The 22,652-nt window shown below is 51.9% G+C and carries 25 protein-coding genes; 17 read left to right on the forward strand and 8 right to left on the reverse strand.

The annotated features are described in order from the left end of the window. The first annotated feature begins 5 nt into the window (after positions 1 to 5). Genes fdxH through fdhE form a run of 3 tightly spaced genes read left to right on the forward strand, consistent with a single transcriptional unit; the run spans position 6 to position 2,466 of the window. Positions 6 to 908 (forward strand): formate dehydrogenase subunit beta, encoded by a 903-nt coding sequence (gene fdxH, locus QEN32_RS21475; protein WP_000331364.1) that lies wholly within the window; start codon positions 6 to 8, stop codon positions 906 to 908. After that, a complete protein-coding gene (gene fdoI / locus QEN32_RS21480; protein ID WP_000829025.1) occupies positions 905 to 1,540 on the forward strand; it encodes a formate dehydrogenase cytochrome b556 subunit in 636 nt (211 codons plus the stop codon). Before fdxH ends, fdoI begins: the two co-directional genes overlap by 4 nt. Next, entirely contained in the window at positions 1,537 to 2,466 is a 930-nt protein-coding gene (fdhE, locus tag QEN32_RS21485; protein WP_000027730.1) for a formate dehydrogenase accessory protein FdhE, read from the forward strand. Before fdoI ends, fdhE begins: the two co-directional genes overlap by 4 nt. A 46-nt stretch (positions 2,467 to 2,512) precedes the next feature. Here the strand turns inward: fdhE and QEN32_RS21490 are convergent, their stop codons facing one another. Together QEN32_RS21490 and QEN32_RS21495 are read right to left on the reverse strand one after the other, a co-directional pair. Beyond that, positions 2,513 to 2,803 carry a DNA-binding transcriptional regulator gene (locus QEN32_RS21490; protein WP_000362050.1) on the reverse strand — a complete coding sequence of 97 codons (291 nt, stop codon included), beginning with the start codon at positions 2,801 to 2,803 and terminating at the stop codon, positions 2,513 to 2,515. Then, positions 2,804 to 3,115 carry a cytotoxic translational repressor of toxin-antitoxin stability system gene (locus QEN32_RS21495; RefSeq protein WP_001159632.1) on the reverse strand — a complete coding sequence of 104 codons (312 nt, stop codon included), beginning with the start codon at positions 3,113 to 3,115 and terminating at the stop codon, positions 2,804 to 2,806. Between the two features lie 217 nt (positions 3,116 to 3,332). On the opposite strand from QEN32_RS21495, the gene QEN32_RS21500 reads away from it, so the two are divergent. The 3 genes from QEN32_RS21500 to QEN32_RS21510 all read left to right on the forward strand — a co-directional run bounded on the left by QEN32_RS21500 (position 3,333) and on the right by QEN32_RS21510 (position 5,102). Beyond that, positions 3,333 to 4,262: an alpha/beta hydrolase gene (locus QEN32_RS21500; RefSeq protein ID WP_265322369.1), complete on the forward strand. Its 930-nt coding sequence runs from the start codon at positions 3,333 to 3,335 to the stop codon at positions 4,260 to 4,262. A gap of 85 nt (positions 4,263 to 4,347) precedes the next feature. Further along, on the forward strand, positions 4,348 to 4,659 hold the full coding sequence (locus QEN32_RS21505; protein WP_000558166.1) for a type II toxin-antitoxin system HigB family toxin: 312 nt from the start codon (positions 4,348 to 4,350) through the stop codon (positions 4,657 to 4,659). Next, entirely contained in the window at positions 4,656 to 5,102 is a 447-nt protein-coding gene (locus tag QEN32_RS21510) for a type II toxin-antitoxin system HigA family antitoxin (protein ID WP_001259011.1), read from the forward strand. Before QEN32_RS21505 ends, QEN32_RS21510 begins: the two co-directional genes overlap by 4 nt. A gap of 14 nt (positions 5,103 to 5,116) precedes the next feature. Here the strand turns inward: QEN32_RS21510 and fabY are convergent, their stop codons facing one another. The 6 genes from fabY to QEN32_RS21540 all read right to left on the reverse strand — a co-directional run bounded on the left by fabY (position 5,117) and on the right by QEN32_RS21540 (position 9,926). Beyond that, positions 5,117 to 6,058 carry a fatty acid biosynthesis protein FabY gene (fabY, locus tag QEN32_RS21515; RefSeq protein WP_001518251.1) on the reverse strand — a complete coding sequence of 314 codons (942 nt, stop codon included), beginning with the start codon at positions 6,056 to 6,058 and terminating at the stop codon, positions 5,117 to 5,119. Positions 6,059 to 6,102: 44 nt separating this feature from the next. Beyond that, the gene (gene dtd / locus QEN32_RS21520; RefSeq protein WP_000560969.1) at positions 6,103 to 6,540 is read right to left on the reverse strand and encodes a D-aminoacyl-tRNA deacylase; all 438 of its coding nucleotides are present in this window, start codon (positions 6,538 to 6,540) and stop codon (positions 6,103 to 6,105) included. Then, positions 6,537 to 7,409 (reverse strand): virulence factor BrkB family protein, encoded by an 873-nt coding sequence (locus QEN32_RS21525; protein ID WP_000921423.1) that lies wholly within the window; start codon positions 7,407 to 7,409, stop codon positions 6,537 to 6,539. Before QEN32_RS21525 ends, dtd begins: the two co-directional genes overlap by 4 nt. Continuing rightward, entirely contained in the window at positions 7,403 to 8,002 is a 600-nt protein-coding gene (yihX, locus tag QEN32_RS21530) for a glucose-1-phosphatase (RefSeq protein WP_000965702.1), read from the reverse strand. Before yihX ends, QEN32_RS21525 begins: the two co-directional genes overlap by 7 nt. 190 nt (positions 8,003 to 8,192) lie before the next feature. Then, positions 8,193 to 8,996, reverse strand: a complete 804-nt coding sequence (locus tag QEN32_RS21535) for a DeoR/GlpR family DNA-binding transcription regulator (RefSeq protein ID WP_000059693.1) — start codon at positions 8,994 to 8,996, stop codon at positions 8,193 to 8,195. 33 nt (positions 8,997 to 9,029) lie between these two features. After that, positions 9,030 to 9,926 (reverse strand): sugar kinase, encoded by an 897-nt coding sequence (locus QEN32_RS21540; protein WP_114051161.1) that lies wholly within the window; start codon positions 9,924 to 9,926, stop codon positions 9,030 to 9,032. A gap of 164 nt (positions 9,927 to 10,090) precedes the next feature. Between QEN32_RS21540 and yihU the strand changes: the two genes are divergently transcribed. The 11 genes from yihU (at position 10,091) to QEN32_RS21595 (ending at position 22,652) form a co-directional block, all read left to right on the forward strand. Then, a complete protein-coding gene (yihU, locus tag QEN32_RS21545) occupies positions 10,091 to 10,987 on the forward strand; it encodes a sulfolactaldehyde 3-reductase (protein WP_000268248.1) in 897 nt (298 codons plus the stop codon). Between the two features lie 22 nt (positions 10,988 to 11,009). Continuing rightward, positions 11,010 to 11,888 carry a sulfofructosephosphate aldolase gene (yihT, locus tag QEN32_RS21550; RefSeq protein ID WP_076736069.1) on the forward strand — a complete coding sequence of 293 codons (879 nt, stop codon included), beginning with the start codon at positions 11,010 to 11,012 and terminating at the stop codon, positions 11,886 to 11,888. A 15-nt stretch (positions 11,889 to 11,903) separates the two neighbouring features. Further along, positions 11,904 to 13,145, forward strand: coding sequence for a sulfoquinovose isomerase (gene yihS / locus QEN32_RS21555; RefSeq protein WP_000870934.1), 1,242 nt, complete (start codon positions 11,904 to 11,906; stop codon positions 13,143 to 13,145). A 3-nt stretch (positions 13,146 to 13,148) separates the two neighbouring features. After that, positions 13,149 to 14,006 (forward strand): aldose-1-epimerase, encoded by an 858-nt coding sequence (locus tag QEN32_RS21560; RefSeq protein WP_023255645.1) that lies wholly within the window; start codon positions 13,149 to 13,151, stop codon positions 14,004 to 14,006. Between the two features lie 43 nt (positions 14,007 to 14,049). Further along, positions 14,050 to 16,086, forward strand: a complete 2,037-nt coding sequence (locus tag QEN32_RS21565) for an alpha-glucosidase (RefSeq protein ID WP_082331280.1) — start codon at positions 14,050 to 14,052, stop codon at positions 16,084 to 16,086. 45 nt (positions 16,087 to 16,131) lie between these two features. Further along, entirely contained in the window at positions 16,132 to 17,514 is a 1,383-nt protein-coding gene (locus tag QEN32_RS21570) for an MFS transporter (RefSeq protein ID WP_000084250.1), read from the forward strand. 45 nt (positions 17,515 to 17,559) lie between these two features. Continuing rightward, positions 17,560 to 18,981, forward strand: coding sequence for an MFS transporter (locus QEN32_RS21575; protein WP_000064891.1), 1,422 nt, complete (start codon positions 17,560 to 17,562; stop codon positions 18,979 to 18,981). 67 nt (positions 18,982 to 19,048) lie between these two features. Then, positions 19,049 to 19,741 carry a porin OmpL gene (ompL, locus tag QEN32_RS21580; RefSeq protein WP_080219377.1) on the forward strand — a complete coding sequence of 231 codons (693 nt, stop codon included), beginning with the start codon at positions 19,049 to 19,051 and terminating at the stop codon, positions 19,739 to 19,741. A 156-nt stretch (positions 19,742 to 19,897) separates the two neighbouring features. Beyond that, positions 19,898 to 20,746, forward strand: coding sequence for an STM4015 family protein (locus QEN32_RS21585; RefSeq protein WP_265322371.1), 849 nt, complete (start codon positions 19,898 to 19,900; stop codon positions 20,744 to 20,746). Between the two features lie 12 nt (positions 20,747 to 20,758). After that, on the forward strand, positions 20,759 to 21,784 hold the full coding sequence (locus QEN32_RS21590) for an STM4014 family protein (RefSeq protein ID WP_265322372.1): 1,026 nt from the start codon (positions 20,759 to 20,761) through the stop codon (positions 21,782 to 21,784). Beyond that, positions 21,777 to 22,652 (forward strand): STM4013/SEN3800 family hydrolase, encoded by an 876-nt coding sequence (locus QEN32_RS21595; protein WP_000282794.1) that lies wholly within the window; start codon positions 21,777 to 21,779, stop codon positions 22,650 to 22,652. Before QEN32_RS21590 ends, QEN32_RS21595 begins: the two co-directional genes overlap by 8 nt.

A 22,652-nucleotide genomic window follows, 5' to 3' on the forward strand; every position in this document is an offset into this window, starting at 1 on the left:
GACCTATGGCTTATCAATCGCAAGACATCATTCGTCGTTCCGCCACTAACGGTTTCACCCCCGCGCCCCAGGCGCGGGACCACCAGGAAGAGGTGGCGAAACTCATCGACGTCACCACCTGTATCGGCTGTAAAGCGTGTCAGGTGGCGTGCTCCGAGTGGAACGACATCCGTGATGAAGTGGGCAATAACGTCGGGGTGTATGACAACCCGGCTGATTTGACCGCGAAATCCTGGACGGTAATGCGCTTCTCGGAAGTGGAACAGAACGACAAACTGGAATGGCTGATCCGTAAGGATGGCTGTATGCACTGCGCCGATCCCGGCTGCCTGAAGGCCTGTCCGGCGGAAGGGGCAATCATTCAGTACGCTAACGGTATTGTCGACTTCCAGTCCGAGCAGTGTATCGGCTGCGGCTACTGTATCGCTGGCTGCCCGTTCAACGTGCCGCGCCTCAACCCGGAAGACAACCGCGTCTATAAATGTACGCTGTGCGTTGACCGTGTGGTGGTCGGCCAGGAACCGGCCTGCGTGAAGACCTGTCCAACCGGCGCCATTCATTTTGGCTCGAAAGAGGATATGAAAACGCTGGCGGGCGAGCGGGTGGCCGAACTGAAAACCCGTGGTTACGACAATGCAGGGCTGTACGATCCGGCCGGCGTAGGCGGTACGCATGTCATGTACGTGCTGCATCATGCCGACAAGCCGAATCTGTATCACGGTCTGCCGGAAAACCCGGAAATCAGCGAAACCGTTAAGTTCTGGAAAGGCGTCTGGAAACCGCTCGCCGCGTTCGGTTTTGCCGCGACCTTTGCCGCCAGCGTCTTCCACTATGTCGGCGTCGGCCCGAACCGTGCGGAAGAGGAAGATGACAACCTGCATGAAGAGAAAGACGAGGTGCGCAAATGAAACGACGTGACACCATCGTGCGCTATACGGCGCCGGAACGCATCAACCACTGGATCGTCGCCTTCTGTTTCGTGCTGGCGGCGGTGAGTGGGCTGGGCTTTTTATTCCCATCCTTCAACTGGTTGATGCATATCCTGGGCACCCCACAACTGGCGCGAATTCTGCACCCGTTTGTGGGCGTGGTTATGTTTGCCTCGTTCATCATCATGTTTTTCCGTTATTGGCACCACAATCTAATCAATCGGGATGATATCTTTTGGGCGAAGAATATTCGTAAGATCGTCGTCAACGAGGAAGTGGGTGACACCGGGCGTTATAACTTCGGTCAGAAATGCGTATTCTGGGCGGCGATTATCTTCCTGGTGCTGCTGCTAGTGAGCGGGGTAATTATCTGGCGTCCGTACTTTGCGCCTGCTTTCTCAATCCCGGTGATCCGATTCGCGTTAATGTTGCATTCTTTTGCCGCAGTAGCGTTAATTGTGGTTATCATGGTGCATATCTACGCCGCCCTTTGGGTGAAAGGCACCATTACCGCGATGGTGGAAGGCTGGGTAACCCGGTCGTGGGCGAAGAAGCATCACCCACGCTGGTACCGAGAAGTCCGCAAGACAACGGAAAAAGAAACTGAATGAGTATTCGCATAATCCCGCAAGATGAGCTGGGGTCGAGCGAGAAACGTACGGCGGATATGATTCCGCCGTTATTGTTCCCCCGACTCAAAAACGTCTACAACCGCCGCGCCGAACGTTTACGCGAGCTGGCTGAAAATAACCCGCTGGGCGATTACCTGCGCTTTGCCGCGCTTATCGCGCACGCGCAGGAAGTGGTGCTGTACGACCATCCGCTGGAGATGGATCTGACCGCACGCATTAAAGAAGCGAACGACCAGGGCAAGCCGCCGCTGGATATCCACGTGCTGCCGCGTGATAAGCACTGGCAAAAACTGCTGCATTCGTTGATTGCCGAGCTAAAACCCGAGATGAGCGGCCCCGCGCTGGCGGTGATTGAGAACCTGGAGAAAGCCTCAGAGCAGGAGCTGGAGCAGATGGCCAGCGCGCTGTTTGCCTCGGATTTTGCCTCCGTCAGCAGCGATAAAGCCCCGTTTATCTGGGCCGCGCTCTCCCTTTACTGGGCGCAAATGGCCAGCTTGATTCCAGGCAAAGCCCGCGCGGAATACGGTGAAGCGCGCCAGTATTGCCCGGTGTGCGGTTCGATGCCGGTCTCCAGCATGGTGCAGATCGGCACCACGCAGGGGCTGCGTTATCTGCACTGTAACCTGTGCGAAACCGAATGGCATGTCGTGCGCGTAAAATGCAGTAACTGCGAACAGAGCCGCGACTTACACTACTGGTCGCTGGAAAATGAGCAGGCTGCGGTGAAAGCCGAAAGCTGCGGCGATTGCGGGACTTACCTGAAGATTCTCTATCAGGAAAAAGACCCGAAAGTGGAAGCCGTGGCCGACGACCTCGCCTCGCTGGTGCTGGACGCGCGCATGGAGCAGGAAGGGTTCGCCCGCAGTTCCATCAACCCGTTCCTGTTCCCGGGGGAAGGGGAATAAGTTCTCTGGTATACCGGCTAGCAATCTACGTTAGCCGGATCATTGCTCAATAACGCAATGCTTGTATAACGTTTCTCGGGTCGTTGGCAATGGCGCGAAGTAACGCTTTGGCTGGCCCTGTCGGTGAACGTCTTCCTTGCTCCCAGTTGCGCAGCGTATCCACGTTGACCGAAATCAGTTCAGCAAACTTAGATTGCGACAACCCAGATGCCTGCCGTATTTCTTTAATCTTCATGGCATCAATATGAAAGGTACGAGAAGGTTCACGGGTCCCTTCAATGATTTCATTCATTTGAGACATACTTTGAGTTAATCGCTCAAATAACACTTTATCCATCTACCACCTCTCATTCAGCATACGAAGCACCGCTTTTTCCTGCGGCGTGAGATCATCTTTAATGCCTTTTTGATAAATCAGAAGCAAGCGAATCTCATACCGTTGACTACGGTGAAAATAGATAATTCGCACGCCACTACGCTTTCCTTTGCCTCGCGATCCCCAGCGCATTTTTCTCAGGCCGCCCGTTTCCTGAATGACATCACCACAATCTGGATGCTGAGCCATAAAAACCTGAAGCTTATGGTATTCATCATCATCGAGCAGTTTTTTAACATCTTCAGTAAAAAGTTCCGTTTCTATAAATTGCATATTCCATACGCCATTGGCTTATAGTAGTGAAAATAATCTATACGTCAATGGCGTATAGCATCATCGTTTCACAGTACAAAAATTAAAAACCCAGCGCCAACCGCATTCCATTTTTTGCGAACCTCTATCCAGAATCATCATCCCCTCGTTTCACCACTTTCCATCCCCAACGAACCAGGTTACAAACTGTACATACATACAGTCAAAGGAGCGTTATATGCCACTGGAAAAAGGAATTGCCGAACTGGTCGCTGGGTTTATCGCCGCGGGCCGTCCCTCTTCACGAGAGCAGAATATTGATGACCGGAGAGCGGGCTATATTGCCAGCACAACGCTGGCGGGTGAGAAAGAAATTCGGGTGAGTTCGGAAGATATCGTGCTGGAAGGGATGACATTTCGCGTCGTTTCGCCGCCAAACGCATCCGGTTCTCTACCCTGTATCCTCTACTATCACGGCGGCTGTTTTGTTAGCGGCGGCTTTCTGACTCATGACCCCCAGCTACGGCAACTGGCCTGGAAAAGCGGCTGTAAGGTGATTGCCATTCAGTATCGTCTTGCGCCAGAACACACCTTCCCTGCGGCTCATGACGACGCTGAACGCGGGGCCAATATCGTCTATCAATACGCGGAGCAGTTAGGCATCGATCGTGAACGTATCACGCTTGCTGGCGACAGCGCAGGCGGGCACCTGGCATTGGTCAGCGCGTTACGCCTGAAATCCACCGCCCACTGGTCTCCGGCGAAGCTGCTGTTGATCTACCCGATGCTTGACGCTACTGCCAGTTTCCCCAGCTATGCCAGCAACGGGCAAGACTACATCATCACCCGCGATACGCTGCTTTCAGGCTACGAGATGTATATGCCGCGAACCGATCCACTGCATCCTGAAGCCAGTCCGATATGGCGTGAAGATTTTGCCGGTTTACCGCCGGTGCATATCCTCACCGCAGAGTTCGACCCACTGCGTGATGAAGGCGAAGCGCTATATCACCGTCTGAACGACCAGGGCGTGGCGTGTACTTGCCAGCGCTATCTCGGTGTCATCCATGGCTTTTTCCAGCTCGGAGGCGTGAGCCAGGCGGCACGAAGCGCCATGCGAGATGTGGCCTGGCGTGTTGTAAGTCCATCAACAGGCAAAATGACCTAAAATTCAATTTTGTTTTCAACTTGAAAACTGGATAACGTTGCGCTAAATTGTTTTCAGGTTGAAAACTTTGTAATGGAACTACATTGTGCATGTTATCAGCCGAAAACCGTTCAATGAAGCGATGCTCATGTATCCAAACCATGAGCTTGCTCTCACTGAGTTGCTGAATGTTCTGGAGAAAAAAACATTCACTCAGCCTGAAGAGATGAAGCGGTATATTCCTTCACTGGATAATTTTAAGTACAGAGATAAATGGTGGGTGATTGATGTTTCTGGTAACAGCCTGAGACTCATTTCCTACATAGATTTCAGGTTACATAAGATATTTGTGAAACATATCGTTTCCCATGCCGAATATGACAAACTGACCGCATACTATCGGGGTAATAAAGAATGAGAACTCATCGCCAGATGGATGCAACCAGCGCAAAAAAGATCGTTGATACCTTCAGCGATGCGGTAAAAACCGTCCCACTGATGGGGGAAGACCGAAATGACAATGAGTATCGCAGGGCACTAGCGCTAGTGGAGTTTCTGGTCGACCACGACGATCTTGAAAACCCACTATTTGAATTGCTCTGTGCCCGAATCAGTGAATACGAAAAACATGCGCCGGAATTCAAAGCACTCAACCAACACCTGGAGAAAACGCCCCCTGGCGTTTCAGTATTGCGAACGCTCATGGATCAATACGGTCTCAAAGCAGCAGATCTTGCCAACGAACTTGGTTCTAAATCGAACGTCAGCAACATCTTAAATGGCCGCAGAGCACTAACGGTTAATCATATCAAAGCGCTTACACAACGCTTTAAACTACCAGCGGATGCCTTCATCGAGTAGTTGGAGATGTCCAGCTACTCCTCCTCATTCCCGCCCTCTTCATACGGGCCGAACGGTTTCGCAGGTAGTACGATATAAATGCCTTCGAAAATTGCCCCAGCGGTCTCGCCGCCCAACAGTTCAACCTGCAACTGGACACGCGCTTTTTTACCCCGCGCCAGCCTGTCCAAATCACCGCTTAGCGACCCCAAATCAGCCACGGCGTTTGGCTTTCCGCTAATGGGTTTACTGTAGCGAATATGGGCGTCAGCAAGAATAATCGTCCCGCCAAGATGACGTTCACGGAGCATCAGCCAGATAAGTCCCCATCCGGTCAGCGTCGCCAGGGAGAACAGGCTGCCGGCAAACACCGTGTGATGCGGATTTTGATTACCGGTTTCCGGCATCGTGGTGATAAATTTTTGCCCGGTGTACTGCTGAATGCGCACCCCCATCTTTTCACTCAATGGAATGTGCTCATACCAGGCCTGCTGAAGCTGCCCGCACCAGTCGCCGCGATGCAGGATATCATCCAGCGATGCTACCGGTTTAATCATCAGAAAATGGCGGATTGGCGTGGTTGTGGGCGTAGTAATCTCCCCCTGATTGACAAATCCGAGTTTGGCAAAGAACTCAACCGCATCTTCGCGCGCGCTGCAGGTGACGCGCTTAACGCCTTCCTGGCGGGCGACAGACTCCAGGGTCATCGCCATTAATGTCCCCAGCCCTTTATCCTGTACCGAGGGATGTACAGCCATAAAACGGATAGACGCCTCGTTATCTGCATTGATATACAGGCGGCCCACTGCTACTAAATTTCCTTCTTCGTCCACCACCATTTGATGGTGCGCCAACGCATCCCAGCCATCCCGTTCCGACCCTTTCGGCTGGTGCAGCGGTTTACGCAGCATCTCCCAGCGAAACTGGTAGTAACGTTCTAATTCTTCTTCTGTTTGCGGAACTCGAAGGTGATACATAGCCGTACTCTCTCTTGTTATCCGCGGCCACGCCGGAAGCTGACTCATACCTGGAGCCAGAATGTCACGGGACCGTCATTAACCAGCTCAACCTGCATATCGGCAGCGAAGCGTCCGGTTTGCGTGTTTATCGCCTGCTGGCGGCAGCGTTCGACAAAATATTCATAAAGCGCCTGCGCGCGATCCGGCGCAGCCCCGCCGGAAAAGCTTGGCCGCATACCGCGCTCGGTATCTGCCGCCAGCGTAAACTGCGACACCACCAGCACGCTGCCGCCAGCCTGTTGTACATTCAGATTCATCTTGCCGTCAGCATCGCTGAAGATACGGTATCCCAGCACGCGCTCGCACAGACGATTCGCTTTTTGTTCGTCATCTTCTTTTTCGACACCCAATAACACCAAAAGTCCTGGGCCGATTTCACCCGTCACCTCGTCCTCCACGGTGACGCTGGCACGGGTTACGCGTTGAATTAATGCAATCATGGTTGGTCAGCTTCTTCTTGTTCTGCGGCTTGTTTGAGTTTTCGGTATTCCCCGAGAGTGACAGTTATTTCTGCGCCAAGCAAGACTATACACCAGGTCCAGTATACCCAGACAAACAGGATAGGGATCACTGCAAGTACGCCATAAATGAGCTGATATGACGGGAACATGGTGATATAAAGCGCGAAACCTTTCTTTCCGGCCTCGAACAGCAACGCTGCGACAAACGCGCCGACAAGGGCGTCACGGTTCGGTACGCGAGTTGTTGGGACAATACTGTAAAGTAACCAGAATGAGATCCACGAGAGCAGCAGCGGAAGGATGCGCAATACATTGTCGATGACCGTATTCAGATCGCTGGCCCAGCGTAAAGAAAGCAGGTAGGAGCTGATCGCCAGGCTGGCACCGGCGAGAAGCGGGCCGAGCGTGAGGATCATCCAGTACACCGCAAAAGAGTACACTTTTGGCCGTGTGCGTTTGCTGCGCCAGATAGTGTTTAAGGCGCTATCAATGGCGTACATCAACAGCAATGCCGTCACAATCAGTCCACAGGCGCCCACCGCCGTCATTTTGTTGGAATTAGCGACAAACTGCTCAATATAGCGCTGAATCACGTCTCCGGTGGCTGGCATAAAGTTAGCAAAAATAAAATGGCGTAACTGAATGCTGACATCAGAAAACATCGGAAAAGCAGCGAAAAGGGCAAAAACGACGGCAATAAGCGGTACTAAGGAGAGTAATGAGACATAGGCGAGGTTTCCCGCCAGAGTCGTCATATTATCCTCATCGATACGCTGCCATAATAGCTTGAGCCAGGCCCGAACAGGGCGCGTATGGCGTCCAGCTTTTTGGTGAACGGTTTTTAGCATAACAGCTTCGCGAAATAGTCAGGGATGGTGGCTTTATCCTTCACCAGAATGCTGGTGATCCCCAACTGGTTGGCCCCTTCTATATTATCGGCATTGTCGTCGAAAAAGACCGCATCGGCAGCGGAAAAACCTTCTTTCTGCAGGACGTGCTGATAAATACGCGCTTCCGGTTTACGCATTCCCAAATCCTGCGATAAATAGATATGGTCGGCGGCAGCGCGCACCTCCGGGTATTCCTCCGGCCAGAAGTGGGTATGCAGTCGGTTAGTATTGGATAGCACCACCACGCGATGCCCCTGCTCGCGCAGTTTATGCATGATAGCAATCACTTCGGGCCGTAATCCGACAAATACTGCCTGCCAGCCGTGCGCAAATTGTTCATAACTGAGCGATAACGCCATTTCATGACAGAAAGCTTCAGCAAACGCTTCGTCCGTTATCTCGCCGCGTTCATGTTGGTGAAAAGTCTCGCCCATCGTAAATTTTTGCTTCAGCGTAGCCAGCGGTACTCGACTCAGATCGCTCCACACACCTAATACGCGGTTAAAGTCGATGTCGACAATCACATTACCTAAATCAAAGATGTAGAGCATGTCATTCTCCTTGCTAACCGGGGATGAATAACTGTAGCGGGAAAGGAGAAGTTTGACTATGTATCCCTTTATAAATCAATTAACAAAAAGACAATAGAAACGCAGACGATGCCCAATATCGCCTGCATCACAGCGCCGTTTTATTGGCCGGATAAAGCGCTGACGCGACCATCCGGCGCAAGGGCGCTTGTCACGCTGAAACGGCGTCGTCCAGCGAAGGACTCACCTGAACCACTTCGATTTGCTGGGATTGAAGTAAATTCTGTAATGCCGGACCGGGATACTCGTCCGTAAACAGAGCGGTAATCTGTGACACATTGCCGATCTCAACCGCCGCAGAAGCATGGTATTTCGTATGATCGGCGGCCAGCAGAATATGTCGCGAGTGGGCCATCATGGTTTTCACTACGCTGGCTTCGTTGACATCAAACTCCAGTAACGCGCCATCGCTCTCTATCGCGCCTACGCTGGTGACGAGATAGTCAGCCCGGAACCCCGCCACAAACGCCGCCGCGGATGGCCCGATAATGCCGCTATTATGCGGGCGCAGCGTGCCGCCAGGCACCATCACTTCAAAGCGAGGGTTATTATAAAGAATGTGCGCAACGCGCAGGCTATTGGTGATAATGCGCAGATGATTATGGTTGAGCAGCGCGCGCGCCACCTGCTCAACCGTCGTTCCAATCGTGATAAATATCGTGGAACCATCCGGAATATAGTCAGCCACGGCTTCCGCAATGGCTTTTTTCTCTTGCGTCCAGGAGACCTCTCGCTGCTCAAAGGCGGTATTGACCACACTGGACGCTCTGCCAGCGCCGCCGTGATGACGCGTAATCAGCCCCTGCTCGCTTAATTTACGAATATCGCGGCGAACCGTCTGGGTAGAGACCTCCAACAAACTGGCTAACTCATCGATATTCATATAGCCGCGCTCATCAATAAGCATTAACAGCCGATCATGTCGCGGATTACCGGTCAGTTCGGTAAGACTCATGAGCATTCCTCTAAAAGCTTCCTACTGCTCATATTATACAAAAAGTGACAAGAAAGATCGGGTTTGCTCACAATCAGGGATACCCGCCCGGCCACCTGGGCGCGTACACTTCAGCGCGGCAACGCCGCTGGCGAATCTGACAGCCTCTTCGATGGCGTATCCGCTTGCCAGGCCAAATGCCAGTGCGCCATGAAAAACATCGCCCGCGCCGGTAGTATCCACCACCTCCACGGTAAAACCCGGTTGGTGGCGTACCGCCGCTTTTTCCAACCAGTTGCAGCCTTCGCTGCCTCGCGTGACATAGACATGTCCATTTGTGAGCATTTGTGCTTTTTTTAGCGCATCAATGGCTTCTCTCATCCCCGTCAGGCGTGCCAGCCCCGGCTCGGAGAAGGCGGCGTGGTCGCTTAACGCCACCAGCTCGCTAATATCCTGCGGCGTAATATCGCCATCAAGAACAGTCATGACGCCAGCCTGACGCGCCAGCGTAAACGCCTGTTTTGCGCCGTCATGCCAGCGCACATCCGCCAATACCACATCCCACTGCGAAAAATCGATGTCGTTAAGCCAGTCGGCGTCAGGTAATAAATCCGGGCTGGGATAATTAACAATAATCCGCTCTCCTTTGGCATCCACCATAATCGCTGACTGCGACGACATGGCCTGCGTGTAGCGGCGGGTATAGCGCGTATTTACCCCCAGGGATTCTAGCTCTGCCAGCAGACTGTTTCCGGTGTCGTCATCGCCCACACGGCCAATAAAGTCCACCTGCGCGCCCAATTTCGCCGCAGCCACGGCAGCGGTCGCCGCAGGCCCGCCGCCCACTTCCGTATAGCGCTTCGCCACATATTTACCCCCTTCTGTCGGTAATCCTTCCACGTAATAGATGCGATCCATCACGGTAATACCTACACAAGCAATACGAACCATGGTCATTCCTCAAGCATTTTCGATGTGCTCATTTTAATTTCACGAAATGTTTAAAAAGTGACGGCTGTCAATTTTTTGACTATAAATTACAAATACGATCACAAACAGACATAAAAAGGCTCATTAATGACAAAAAATGACACCACCGTGTTCAGGAGAACGATATGGCAGTTATAGCATTTATCGGGTTGGGACAGATGGGCTCCCCTATGGCGAGCAATCTGCTAAAGCAGGGCCATCAACTCAGCGTCTTCGATGTTAATCCAGACGCCGTACAGCGTCTGGTAGACAAAGGCGCGCAACCTGCAAGCAGCCCGGCTCAGGCAACCATCGGCGCTGAATTTGTTATCACCATGCTCCCGAACGGCGATCTGGTTCGTTCCGTTTTGTTTGGCGAGCAAGGCGTTTGTGAAACCCTTTCCCGTGAAGCGCTGGTCATTGATATGTCCACTATTCATCCGTTGCAAACCGATAAGCTGATTGCCGACATGCAGAGCAAAGGGTTCAGCATGATGGATGTGCCGGTAGGCCGGACATCCGACAACGCGATTACCGGCACATTGTTGCTGCTGGCAGGCGGTACGGCGGAGCAAGTAGAGCGCGCTACCCCTGTTCTGATGGCGATGGGTAATGAGCTGGTCAACACCGGCGGCCCGGGAATGGGTATTCGCGTAAAACTGATCAACAACTACATGAGTATTGCGCTAAATGCGCTCTCCGCCGAAGCCGCCGTGCTGTGTGAAGCGCTGGGGCTTTCCTTCGACGTGGCTTTAAAAGTGATGAGCGGCACTGCCGCAGGCAAAGGGCATTTCACCACCACCTGGCCGAATAAAGTGATGAAAGGGGATCTGTCTCCCGCCTTCATGATCGATCTGGCGCACAAAGATCTTGGCATCGCGTTGGATGTCGCCAATCAACTGCACGTACCGATGCCGCTCGGCGCCGCCTCCCGTGAAGTTTATAACCTGGCGCGGGCCGCAGGCCGCGGTCGGGAAGACTGGAGCGCCATCCTGGAACAGGTGCGCATCAGCGCCGGGCTGACCGCCAACGTAAAAAAGTAACGACTGTATAAAGGAAAATTGAATGAACAACTACACCATCAAAGACATTACGCGAGCGTCCGGCGGGTTTGCCATGCTGGCTGTCGATCAGCGCGAGGCGATGCGTTTAATGTTTGCTGCTGCTGGTGCGAAAACACCCGTTGCCGATAGCGTGCTGACGGATTTCAAAGTGAATGCGGCGAAAATTCTTTCCCCGTATGCCTCTGCCGTTCTGCTGGATCAGCAGTTCTGTTATCACCAGGCCGTAGAACAAAACGCGGTCGCTAAAAGCTGCGCCATGATCGTCGCGGCGGATGATTTCATCCCGGGCAACGGTATTCCCGTTGATAACGTGGTCATTGATAAAAAAATTAATGCGCAGGCGGTAAAACGGGATGGCGCGAAAGCCTTAAAACTGTTGGTGCTGTGGCGCAGCGACGAAGACGCGCAGCAGCGTCTGGATATGGTCAAAGAATTCAATGAATTATGTCACTCCAATGGTTTGCTGAGCATTATCGAACCGGTTGTACGTCCGCCGCGCTGCGGCGACAAGTTCGATCGCGAGCAGGCGATTATCGATGCGGCCAAAGAGCTGGGCGACAGCGGCGCCGATCTTTACAAAGTTGAAATGCCGCTCTACGGCAAAGGCGCGCGTTCCGATCTTCTTACCGCCTCACAACGCCTGAATGGGCATATCAATATGCCGTGGGTCATCCTCTCTTCCGGTGTGGACGAAAAACTGTTCCCTCGCGCAGTCAGGGTCGCCATGGAAGCTGGCGCATCCGGGTTCCTGGCGGGACGCGCGGTCTGGTCATCAGTGATTGGTTTACCGGATACCGAGCTGATGCTACGTGATGTTTCCGCGCCTAAGTTGCAACGTCTGGGCGAGATCGTCGATGAAATGATGGCGAAACGTCGTTAATACGAGGATGAAAGAATGAAATGGTTTAACACGTTGAGCCACAACCGCTGGCTGGAGCAGGAAACCGACCGCATCTTTAATTTCGGTAAAAACGCCGCGGTGCCGACAGGCTTCGGCTGGCTGGGAAATAAAGGGCAAATCAAAGAAGAGATGGGCACCCATCTTTGGATCACGGCGCGTATGCTGCACGTTTATTCCGTGGCGGCGTCGATGGGCCGACCGGGCGCTTATGATCTGGTCGATCATGGCATCAAAGCCATGAACGGCGCACTGCGCGACAAAAAATACGGCGGCTGGTATGCCTGCGTTAACGATCAGGGCGTGGTAGATGCCTCTAAACAGGGTTATCAACACTTCTTCGCCTTGCTGGGCGCGGCCAGCGCCGTCACGACCGGGCATCCTGAAGCCAGAAAATTGCTGGATTACACCATAGAAGTGATTGAGAAATACTTCTGGAGTGAAGAAGAGCAGATGTGCCTGGAGTCCTGGGACGAAGCCTTTAGCAAAACCGAAGACTACCGTGGCGGCAACGCCAATATGCACGCCGTCGAAGCGTTCCTGATTGTTTATGACGTTACCCATGACAAAAAATGGCTGGATCGTGCGCTGCGTATCGCGTCGGTAATTATTCATGATGTGGCGCGCAACGGTGATTACCGCGTCAATGAGCACTTCGATTCACAGTGGAACCCTATCCGCGACTACAACAAAGATAATCCTGCCCACCGTTTCCGCGCCTACGGCGGTACGCCAGGTCACTGGATTGAGTGGGGCCGTCTGATGCTCCATCTCCATGCTGCGCTGGAGGCCCGCTTCGAAACGCCACCCGCCTGGCTGCTGGAGGATGCGAAAGGTCTGTTCCATGCCACGATCCGCGACGCCTGGGCGCCAGATGGCGCAGACGGCTTTGTCTACTCAGTCGACTGGGACGGTAAACCTATCGTACGTGAACGCGTGCGCTGGCCGATTGTGGAAGCGATGGGTACGGCCTACGCCCTCTACACCCTGACGGGCGATAGCCAGTATGAAGAGTGGTATCAGAAATGGTGGGACTACTGCATTAAGTACCTGATGGACTATGAAAATGGTTCCTGGTGGCAAGAGCTGGACGCCGATAACAAAGTGACCACCAAAGTGTGGGACGGCAAGCAAGATATTTACCATCTGCTGCACTGTCTGGTCATTCCTCGTCTGCCATTGGCGCCGGGCCTGGCTCCAGCGGTCGCGGCGGGTCTCCTGGATATCAACGCGAAATAGGTCATGAGGATGGCAGCCATGCACAGCGGTGGAAAAACTATTCAGCTTAATGCGGGCCATTACCAGGCGAAAATCGTCACGGTTGGCGCAGGTCTGGCGGAACTGACCCATCATGGACGCCATGTGGTCATCCCGCATAAACCGGAAGAAATACCCATGGCGCATCTGGGGAAAGTATTGATTCCCTGGCCCAATCGCGTGACAAATGGCTGCTACTCCTATAACGGCAAGGTTTTCCAGCTTGCCGTTAACGACCCGGTTTCGCAGACCGCCATTCACGGTCTGTTAGCCTGGCGAGACTGGCAGATTAATTATCAGTCGGCAACGGAAGCGTCGCTAACGATTTTTCTGCCGCCCTCTTACGGCTATCCCTTTGCGTTGATATCGGAAGTGATTTATCGGTTAGATGCCGCCAGTGGGCTGCACGTATTGATTCGTACGCAAAACATTGGCGATGAATCAGCCCCTTATGGCGCGGGCGCACATCCTTATTTGACTTGTAACCTGCAAAGCATCGATAGCTGTGTATTAACACTGCCGGCAAGCGAAGAATTGCCCGCAGGCAGAGATTTTTCCGCATCATGCCTGCTCGGCGAAACGCGCCTTGATCATGCGGTTAAGACCGCGACTACCCCGGCTGAGTGGGAGGTCAGACTTACCAGCCCAACGCAGAACATGTCTACATTTTTACGCAGCACCCAGCCCTGGTTGCAGCTCTATACCGGCGAAAAACTCAGCCGAAAAGGTCTCGCGGTAGAGCCTATGAGCTGCCCGCCCGATGCATTTAATTCCGGGATCGCACTGATTCATCTTGCCCCAAAAGCGATCCATCAACTGCATTTTTCCATCGGCTGCGACTAGCCCAAATGGATTACCGAATTACCCTACATTCACGGAGATTACAATGAATTCTCTACCACAACGGTCAACCGATTTTGAACTGACAACATCACAGGATGGTTTTGCGCTTAGCTGGCAACAGCGCCTGATTTTACGTCACAGCACCGAAAATCCCTGTCTGTGGATTGGCGCGGGCGTTGCCGACATTGACATGTTTCGCGGCAACTTTAGCATCAAAGACAAACTTAACGAAAAGATTGCATTAACGGAGGCCACCGTCAGCGAGCTACCTGACGGCTGGCTGGTACAATTCAGCCGTGGCGCAACAATTAGCGCCACCCTTCGCATCTCCGCCGATGAGGCGGGACGCCTGAAGCTGGATCTGCAAAACGACGACCTGCACCATAACCGTATCTGGTTACGCCTCGCGGCTAATCCAGACGACCATATCTACGGCTGCGGCGAACAGTTCTCTTATTTCGATTTGCGCGGCAAGCCGTTCCCGCTGTGGACCAGCGAACAGGGCGTTGGCCGTAATAAAACCAGCTATGTCACCTGGCAGGCAGACTGTAAAGAGAACGCCGGCGGCGACTATTACTGGACCTTCTTCCCCCAGCCAACCTTTGTCAGCACGCAGAAGTATTACTGCCACGTCGATAATAGCTGCTATATGAATTTCGACTTCAGCGCGCCGGAGTATCACGAACTGGCGCTGTGGGAAGATAAAACTACGCTGCGTTTTGAGTGTGCCGACACCTACATCGCCCTGCTGGAAAAACTGACTGCGCTGTTAGGCCGCCAGCCGGAGCTGCCGGACTGGGTTTATGACGGCGTCACGCTAGGCATTCAGGGCGGTACGGAAGTTTGCCAGCAAAAACTGGATACCATGCGCAACGCAGGCGTAAAAGTGAACGGTATTTGGGCGCAGGACTGGTCCGGTATCCGCATGACCTCCTTTGGCAAGCGCGTGATGTGGAACTGGAAGTGGAATAGCGACAACTATCCACAGCTGGATAGCCGTATCAAACAGTGGAAAGAAGAAGGCGTCCAGTTCCTCTCTTATATCAACCCATACGTCGCCAGTGATAAAGACCTCTGCGCCGAGGCGGCGAAACACGGCTACCTGGCGAAAGACGCCACGGGCGGCGACTATCTGGTCGAGTTTGGCGAATTCTATGGCGGCGTGGTCGATCTGACCAATCCTGAAGCTTACGACTGGTTCAAAGACGTCATCAAAAAGAACATGATCGCGCTCGGCTGCAGCGGCTGGATGGCGGATTTCGGCGAATATCTGCCGACCGACACGTATCTGCACAACGGCGTCAGCGCAGAGATCATGCATAACGCCTGGCCTGCGCTCTGGGCGAAGTGTAACTACGAAGCGCTACAGGAGACCGGCAAGCTCGGCGAGATCCTGTTCTTTATGCGTGCGGGTTACACCGGCAGTCAGAAATATTCCACCATGATGTGGGCAGGCGACCAGAACGTTGACTGGAGCCTTGATGATGGTCTGGCCTCTGTCGTGCCTGCGGCATTGTCGCTGGCGATGACCGGCCACGGTCTGCATCACAGCGATATCGGCGGCTACACCACCCTGTTTGACATGAAACGCAGCAAAGAGTTGCTGCTGCGCTGGTGCGATTTCAGCGCCTTTACGCCGATGATGCGCACCCATGAAGGCAACCGCCCCGGCGATAACTGGCAGTTCGACGGCGACGCGGAAACTATTGCCCACTTTGCCCGCATGACCACCGTCTTTACCACGCTGAAACCGTATCTCAAGCAGGCGGTGGCGCAAAACGCGGCTACCGGTCTGCCGGTCATGCGTCCGCTATTCCTGCACTACGAGAACGATGCCGCAACCTACACCCTGAAATATCAATATCTGCTCGGTCAGGATCTGCTGGTCGCGCCGGTTCACGAGCAGGGGCGTTGCGACTGGACGCTGTACCTGCCGGAAGATCACTGGGTGAATATCTGGACCGGTGAAGTTCACCACGGCGGTGAAATTACCGTGGATGCGCCCATTGGCAAACCGCCGGTCTTCTATCGCGCGAAGAGCGAGTGGGCTTCACTTTTTGCTTCTTTACGGAATATCTAATACGGCTCGCCCGCAGGGAAACCTGCGGGCAGATGGAGAAGAATAATGAGTCAAACATCATCGAATCCGGCAACCCTACGCTTGCCGTTTAAAGAAAAACTTGCCTATGGACTGGGGGATTTAGGTTCCAATATCCTGTTAGATATCGGGACCCTCTATTTACTCAAATTTTATACCGATGTGCTGGGTTTACCAGGGACTTACGGCGGGATCATTTTCCTGATCGCCAAATTTTTTACCGCATTTACCGATATGGGTACCGGCATTATGCTCGACTCGCGGCGTAAAATTGGTCCGAAGGGCAAATTCCGCCCGTTCGTGCTTTACGCGGCATTTCCGGTAACGCTACTGGCGATTGCTAACTTTGTCGGCACACCGTTTGAGGTGACGGGAAAAACCGTCGTCGCAACGATGCTGTTTATGCTGTACGGGCTGGTTTTCAGCATGATGAACTGCTCGTATGGCGCGATGGTGCCCGCGATTACCAAGAACCCGGATGAACGCGCCTCGCTTGCCGCCTGGCGTCAGGGCGGCGCCACTCTCGGCCTGCTGCTGTGTACCGTTGGCTTTGTGCCGGTCATGAACCTGATCGAAGGCAATGCCCAACTCAGCTATATTTTCGCCGCCACGCTATTTTCATTGTTTGGCCTGCTATTTATGTGGCTGTGCTACGCCGGCGTTAAAGAGCGCTACGTCGAAGTGAAACCTGTCGATAACGCGCAAAAGCCCGGATTATTGCAGTCGTTCCGCGCCATCGCCGGTAACCGTCCGCTGTTTATTCTGTGTATCGCCAACCTTTGTACTCTCGGCGCCTTCAACGTCAAACTGGCGATTCAGGTTTATTACACCCAGTACGTTCTTAACGACCCGATCCTCCTCTCCTGGATGGGCTTCTTTAGCATGGGCTGTATTTTTATCGGCGTCTTTTTGATGCCCGGCGCAGTCAGGCGTTTTGGCAAGAAGAAAGTCTATATCGGCGGGCTGTTAATATGGGTGGCAGGCGATCTGCTCAACTACTTCTTTGGCGGCGGCTCGGTCAGTTTTGTCGCCTTCTCCTGCCTGGCGTTCTTCGGTTCCGCCTTCGTCAACAGCCTGAACTGGGCGCTGGTTTCCGACACGGTGGAGTACGGTGAATGGCGCACCGGCGTCCGCTCGGAAGGGACGGTTTACACCGGCTTCACCTTCTTCCGTAAGGTCTCCCAGGCGCTGGCAGGGTTCTTCCCCGGCTGGATGCTGACACAAATCGGTTATATCCCGAATGTGGTGCAATCGGCAGGCACCGTCGAAGGCCTACGCCAGTTGATCTTTATTTATCCTTGCGTGCTGGCGGTCATCACCATTATTGCGATGGGCTGTTTCTACAACCTCAACGAGAAGATGTACGTGCGAATTGTGGAAGAGATTGAGGCCCGGAAACATACGGTTTAACAACAATAAAATATAACGCCCTGCGGGGCGTTTTGAGAGGCGATTATGTCTAATCATGATCCGCTAACGCTAAAGTTGAGCCTGCGGGAAAAATGCGCCTATGGCGTGGGCGATTTCGGCTCAAATCTGATGCTGTGTATCGGTACGCTGTATCTACTGAAGTTTTATACCGATGAACTCGGGATGCCTGCATATTACGGTGGAATTATCTTTCTGGTGGCGAAATTCTTCACCGCTTTTACCGATATGCTCACCGGCGTATTGCTGGATTCACGCCGTAATATTGGCGCAAAAGGAAAGTTTCGGCCTTTTATTCTGTATGCGTCATTTCCAGTCGCTCTGGTTGCTACTGCGCAATTCTTTGCCACTCACTTTACTTTACCCGTTAAAACAGCCTTCGCGACGGTGCTGTTTATGTTGTTCGGTCTGTTCTACAGCCTGATGAACTGCTCATACGGCGCGATGGTACCCGCTATTACCAAAAATCCGCATGAGCGGGCCCAGCTCGCCGCATGGCGACAAGGCGGCGCTACCATTGGCCTTCTTCTTTGTACCGTAGGTTTTATGCCCATTCAGGCGCTGTTTACCCGTTCCCCTTCGCTGGGTTATCTGATTGCAGCAGTCATTTTTTCGGTCTGCGGGCTGTTCAGCATGTGGTGGTGCTTTAGCGGGGTGAAAGAACGGTATATCGAAACCGTACCTGACACGCATAAACCCAGCATATTGAAGTCCTTCTGCGCGATTTTTCGTAATCCGCCGCTGCTGGTGCTCTGCGTCGCCAATTTGTGCACGCTGGCCGCCTTTAATATCAAGCTGGCCATTCAGGTTTATTACACTCAGTACGTGCTGAACGATATTCATTTGTTGTCATGGATGGGTTTTTTCAGCATGGGCTGTATCCTGATTGGTGTTTTATTAGTACCTGCTGTGGTAAAACGCTTCGGGAAAAAACAGGTTTATCTTGGTGGTCTGATATTGTGGGCCGTTGGCGATATCCTGAATTTTATCTGGGGCGGAACGTCATTCCTGTTTGTTATTTTCTCTTGTATCGCCTTCTTCGGTACCGCTTTCGTCAACAGCCTGAACTGGGCACTGGTTCCGGATACGGTTGACTACGGTGAATGGAAAACGGGTATTCGCGCTGAAGGCTCGGTGTATACGGGTTATACCTTTTCCCGCAAAATTTCCGCTGCGCTTGCTGGCTTTTTGCCAGGTATTATGCTGACGCAAATCGGTTATATCCCCAACATAGCTCAAAGTGACACCACGTTGCTTGGTTTGCGTCAGCTCATTTTTTTATGGCCTTGCGGTCTTGCCATTATCGCAGCACTAACGATGGGCTTTTTTTATAAGCTCAATGAACAACGTTTCGCTTTTATTATCGAGGAAATTGCCCAACGAAAGAAAACAGGTAATCAAATTGTCGCGACTAATAATAAACAAAGTATTTCTACTGTAAATAATTAAACGACGCTTGCCGCTTTATCCATCCCGATGGATGGCGGCTTCCCTATATTTGAAAAATGGATTTATTATGAAATCTCTGAATACTCTAGTGATATTAACTTCAGTAATATCCACCTCTGTTTTTGCTGGCGCTTATGTAGAAAACCGTGAGGCCTATAACCTGGCGTCTGACCAAATGGAGTTTATGCTGCGCGTCGGCTATAACTCCGATATGGGTGCCGGAATTATGTTGACCAATACCTATACGCTACAGCGTGATGATGAATTAAAGCACGGTTATAATGAGATTGAGGGCTGGTATCCGTTATTTAAACCTACAGATAAATTAACCATCCAGCCTGGCGGGTTAATAAACGACAAAAGCATTGGTTCCGGCGGCGCCGTCTATCTGGATGTTAACTATAAATTTACCCCGTGGTTTAATCTTACGGTACGTAACCGATATAATCACAATAATTATAGTTCAACCGATTTGAATGGCAAACTGGATAATAATGACAGCTATGAAATCGGTAACTATTGGAATTTTATCATTACCGATAAATTTTCTTATACCTTTGAACCACACTATTTTTATAACGTTAATGATTTTAATAGTAGTAATGGTACGAAGCATCATTGGGAAATCACTAACACCTTCCGGTATCGTATCAATGAACACTGGCTGCCCTATTTTGAATTACGCTGGTTAGATCGTAACGTGGGCCCCTACCATAGAGAGCAAAACCAGATTCGTATCGGGGCGAAGTATTTCTTCTGATATTATCGCCTCTATTTTCCGAATCTGCATCACAGCGGGTAGTTGTTCTGCCCGCTCATTCATCCTGAATCAGACTCCCGATATCCCGCCCCTAAACGCCATGATAATATTCGCAAAGCGTTTTACCATATTCATGCTTATAGAGAAGGGAAACAAATGAATAAGCGATTTAATATTGGTTGGGACAATGAATTAACCCAGGAACAGCTCATTAATTTAATTTTAACCGATGAAGATCTGCCAAAGCTTCGCTCACTGACCATTGGTAACTGGGGTGATTGTTGGGAAGACGAAACCTGCCAGCCTATTATTGATATGATTGTGGAGAACGCCCCCCGCTTTGCTCACCTGGAATCACTGTTTATCGGTGATATGGAGAGCGAAGACTGCGAGATCTCCTGGATTAAACAAGGTGACTATTCCAGGCTCTATGCGGCGTTACCCAATCTGAAAGAACTGATTATTAAAGGCGCGTCGGATCTGCGACTGGGCGCTATACATCATGAGAAACTGGAGCACCTGGAAATCATTTCCGGTGGCATCCCTTCTAACGTGCTTGCCGAACTACAAAATGCGCAGCTCCCTGCATTAAAAACGCTGAAGCTCTTCCTGGGCGTAGAGGAATACGGTTTTGACGGTTCGCTGGATGACGTGATGGCGCTGGCATCGAAAGATCTTTTCCCTCAGCTCACCCATCTGGGGTTGATGAACAGCGAAGAGCAGGATGATATCGCCCGCCGGGTGCTGGAAAGTAATATCCTGCCGCAGCTTGAAGTGCTGGAACTCTCATGCGGTACCTTAACGGACAACGGCGCAGAGGCGCTGCTGGAGCATAAAGACCGAATTGCGCATCTGGAAACACTCGATCTCCACCACCACTATTTGACGCCGGAGATGCAGGAAAAGCTAAAAGCGGCGCTGCCGATACCGCTGAATCTTTCAGAAGCTCTGGAGCCTGATGATTACGATGGCGATATTTATATGAATGCGATGTACACCGAGTGATTGTGTTGGGGAATGTGCACATTCCCCTACTCAACGATAAAGGGATTTATTGTGATTACGCTCATTGGCCCCCATCAGAGCAAGCGCACGCATTATTTTATGCAGGCTGCCGCCGTACTTGGGGAACCCGTCACGGCGCTGACTCATCCGCACGCGCTGGACGCTTCGCTGACCTCTGGCATCGTTAAAATCGACCCGCCAGTACACAGTGAAACTGACATCCGCAAAATAAACGCGATCGGTCTGGACTATATCCATTTTTTGCAGAACATGGCGGCGCGTCCTGGCGTCACCTGGCTTAACCATCCGGCGGGCCTCATTCACCTGTTGGATAAAAAACGCTGCAAGCGGCGCTTACTGGAACACGGCATCCCCACGCCGCCGTTGGTAGCGGAAGACGTAAAAAGTTTTGCACAGCTCACCGCTATCATGGAGGAAAAAAAGGTCGCCAGCGTGTTCATTAAGCCCTCGCTGGGTTCTGGCGCGGCGGGCGTTATCGCTTTGCGCCGCCACCCTGATGGCATAAAGCAGGTGCTTTACAGCGCGATTGCCATATCAGGACAACAGCTATTTAACAGCAAAAAAATCCAACAGTATCGTCAGAAAGAAGATATCCAGCTCATTATTGATGGCGTTCTTCAGCAGGAAAACCTCGTCGAACAGTGGCTGCCCAAAGCCAGCGTAAAGCATAAAACCTATGATTTACGTATCGTCTGTCTGGATGGCGAAATTATCTGGCGAGTGGTCAGAACCTCCTCGCAGCCCATTACTAACTTACATCTGCAAAACCAGGCTTGCCGCTTCGAAAGTCTGGAATTATCTGCCGCAAAAGTGACTGAGATTGATACGCTCTGTCAAAATGCCATGCGACTTTTTCCTGGCATTCGCTTAGCGGGTATTGATGTTTTACTTACCACCAGCCTGACGCCGTATATTATTGAAATTAATGGCCAGGGTGATTTGATTTATCAGGATGCGCAGCAGAATAATCTAATTTATCAGGCGCAAATCCGGGCCATGAGGAAGCAAAATGTATAATTCAATGGATGAAGTCCCCGTCTCGCTGCACGCGTCGATTGACACAGGCGATGGCGAATTCGATATGAATGCGCTAATTAGTAATAACGCTCATATTCTTTTTATTGTGCTGGACTCGTTACGCTACGACATTGCGCTTCAGGAACAAACCGCCGGAAATACGCCCAACCTTAATCATTATGGACAATGGACGAAATGCGAAGCGGCCGGTAATTTTACCTGGCCTTCGCATCACGCCATGTTTTCAGGTTTTATGCCAAAACCTATTGATGATACCGTTAATCAGACCATGCTGTTTTTCCCAAAAGATATCGGACTTGGTCGTAAAGGGCCGAAAAATGCATTTGCCTTTGATGACGCAACATGGATAAAAAGTCTGGAAAATAAAGGCTACCAGACCATCTGTATTGGCGGCGTCTCTTTCTTTAATAACCGCTCCGGCATGGGAAAAGTGTTCCCGTCGATGTTTAAAGAGAGTTACTGGCATCCACGATTTGCCTGTACGGTTAAAGAAAGTATGGATAACCAGATCCATTATATCCAGAAAATCATGGCCGAGCGTGCTGGCAGCCAACCGGTCATGATGTATATCAATATCGACACGATTCATTACCCTAACCATTTTTACGTGGAGGGCGCGGCCCCTGGTGATACCGTTGAGACTCATGCCGCCGCGCTACGCTATATCGACGCCCGCATCGACGGATTACTGAACATTTTCCGCCAAACCGGCGGCGAAACGTTCGTTATTGTCTGTTCCGATCACGGCACCTGCTATGGCGAAGACGGGAAATATTTCCATAGTTTTAATCATCCGATCGTTAATACCGTTCCCTATATGCATTTCTTGCTGAGCTGTAATCATTAA

Origin of the sequence: Salmonella sp. SA14318, from assembly GCF_029866905.1 — a bacterium.
Taxonomy (GTDB): Bacteria; Pseudomonadota; Gammaproteobacteria; order Enterobacterales; family Enterobacteriaceae; genus Salmonella; species Salmonella enterica.

Bases quoted from the DNA above. Each gene is read 5' to 3' on its own strand.
- yihS (WP_000870934.1), top strand. From the start codon at position 11,904: ATGAAATGGTTTAACACGTTGAGCCACAACCGCTGGCTGGAGCAGGAA.
- QEN32_RS21575 (WP_000064891.1), top strand. From the start codon at position 17,560: ATGTCTAATCATGATCCGCTAACGCTAAAGTTGAGCCTGCGGGAAAAA.
- fdoI (WP_000829025.1), top strand. From the start codon at position 905: ATGAAACGACGTGACACCATCGTGCGCTATACGGCGCCGGAACGCATC.
- QEN32_RS21525 (WP_000921423.1), bottom strand. From the start codon at position 7,409: ATGCTAAAAACCGTTCACCAAAAAGCTGGACGCCATACGCGCCCTGTT.
- yihT (WP_076736069.1), top strand. From the start codon at position 11,010: ATGAACAACTACACCATCAAAGACATTACGCGAGCGTCCGGCGGGTTT.
- dtd (WP_000560969.1), bottom strand. From the start codon at position 6,540: ATGATTGCATTAATTCAACGCGTAACCCGTGCCAGCGTCACCGTGGAG.
- QEN32_RS21570 (WP_000084250.1), top strand. From the start codon at position 16,132: ATGAGTCAAACATCATCGAATCCGGCAACCCTACGCTTGCCGTTTAAA.
- fdxH (WP_000331364.1), top strand. From the start codon at position 6: ATGGCTTATCAATCGCAAGACATCATTCGTCGTTCCGCCACTAACGGT.
- fdhE (WP_000027730.1), top strand. From the start codon at position 1,537: ATGAGTATTCGCATAATCCCGCAAGATGAGCTGGGGTCGAGCGAGAAA.
- QEN32_RS21535 (WP_000059693.1), bottom strand. From the start codon at position 8,996: ATGAGTCTTACCGAACTGACCGGTAATCCGCGACATGATCGGCTGTTA.
- ompL (WP_080219377.1), top strand. From the start codon at position 19,049: ATGAAATCTCTGAATACTCTAGTGATATTAACTTCAGTAATATCCACC.
- QEN32_RS21595 (WP_000282794.1), top strand. From the start codon at position 21,777: ATGTATAATTCAATGGATGAAGTCCCCGTCTCGCTGCACGCGTCGATT.
- QEN32_RS21590 (WP_265322372.1), top strand. From the start codon at position 20,759: ATGTGCACATTCCCCTACTCAACGATAAAGGGATTTATTGTGATTACG.
- QEN32_RS21540 (WP_114051161.1), bottom strand. From the start codon at position 9,926: ATGGTTCGTATTGCTTGTGTAGGTATTACCGTGATGGATCGCATCTAT.
- QEN32_RS21565 (WP_082331280.1), top strand. From the start codon at position 14,050: ATGAATTCTCTACCACAACGGTCAACCGATTTTGAACTGACAACATCA.
- QEN32_RS21510 (WP_001259011.1), top strand. From the start codon at position 4,656: ATGAGAACTCATCGCCAGATGGATGCAACCAGCGCAAAAAAGATCGTT.
- yihU (WP_000268248.1), top strand. From the start codon at position 10,091: ATGGCAGTTATAGCATTTATCGGGTTGGGACAGATGGGCTCCCCTATG.
- QEN32_RS21585 (WP_265322371.1), top strand. From the start codon at position 19,898: ATGAATAAGCGATTTAATATTGGTTGGGACAATGAATTAACCCAGGAA.
- fabY (WP_001518251.1), bottom strand. From the start codon at position 6,058: ATGTATCACCTTCGAGTTCCGCAAACAGAAGAAGAATTAGAACGTTAC.
- QEN32_RS21490 (WP_000362050.1), bottom strand. From the start codon at position 2,803: ATGGATAAAGTGTTATTTGAGCGATTAACTCAAAGTATGTCTCAAATG.
- QEN32_RS21500 (WP_265322369.1), top strand. From the start codon at position 3,333: ATGCCACTGGAAAAAGGAATTGCCGAACTGGTCGCTGGGTTTATCGCC.
- yihX (WP_000965702.1), bottom strand. From the start codon at position 8,002: ATGCTCTACATCTTTGATTTAGGTAATGTGATTGTCGACATCGACTTT.
- QEN32_RS21495 (WP_001159632.1), bottom strand. From the start codon at position 3,115: ATGCAATTTATAGAAACGGAACTTTTTACTGAAGATGTTAAAAAACTG.
- QEN32_RS21560 (WP_023255645.1), top strand. From the start codon at position 13,149: ATGAGGATGGCAGCCATGCACAGCGGTGGAAAAACTATTCAGCTTAAT.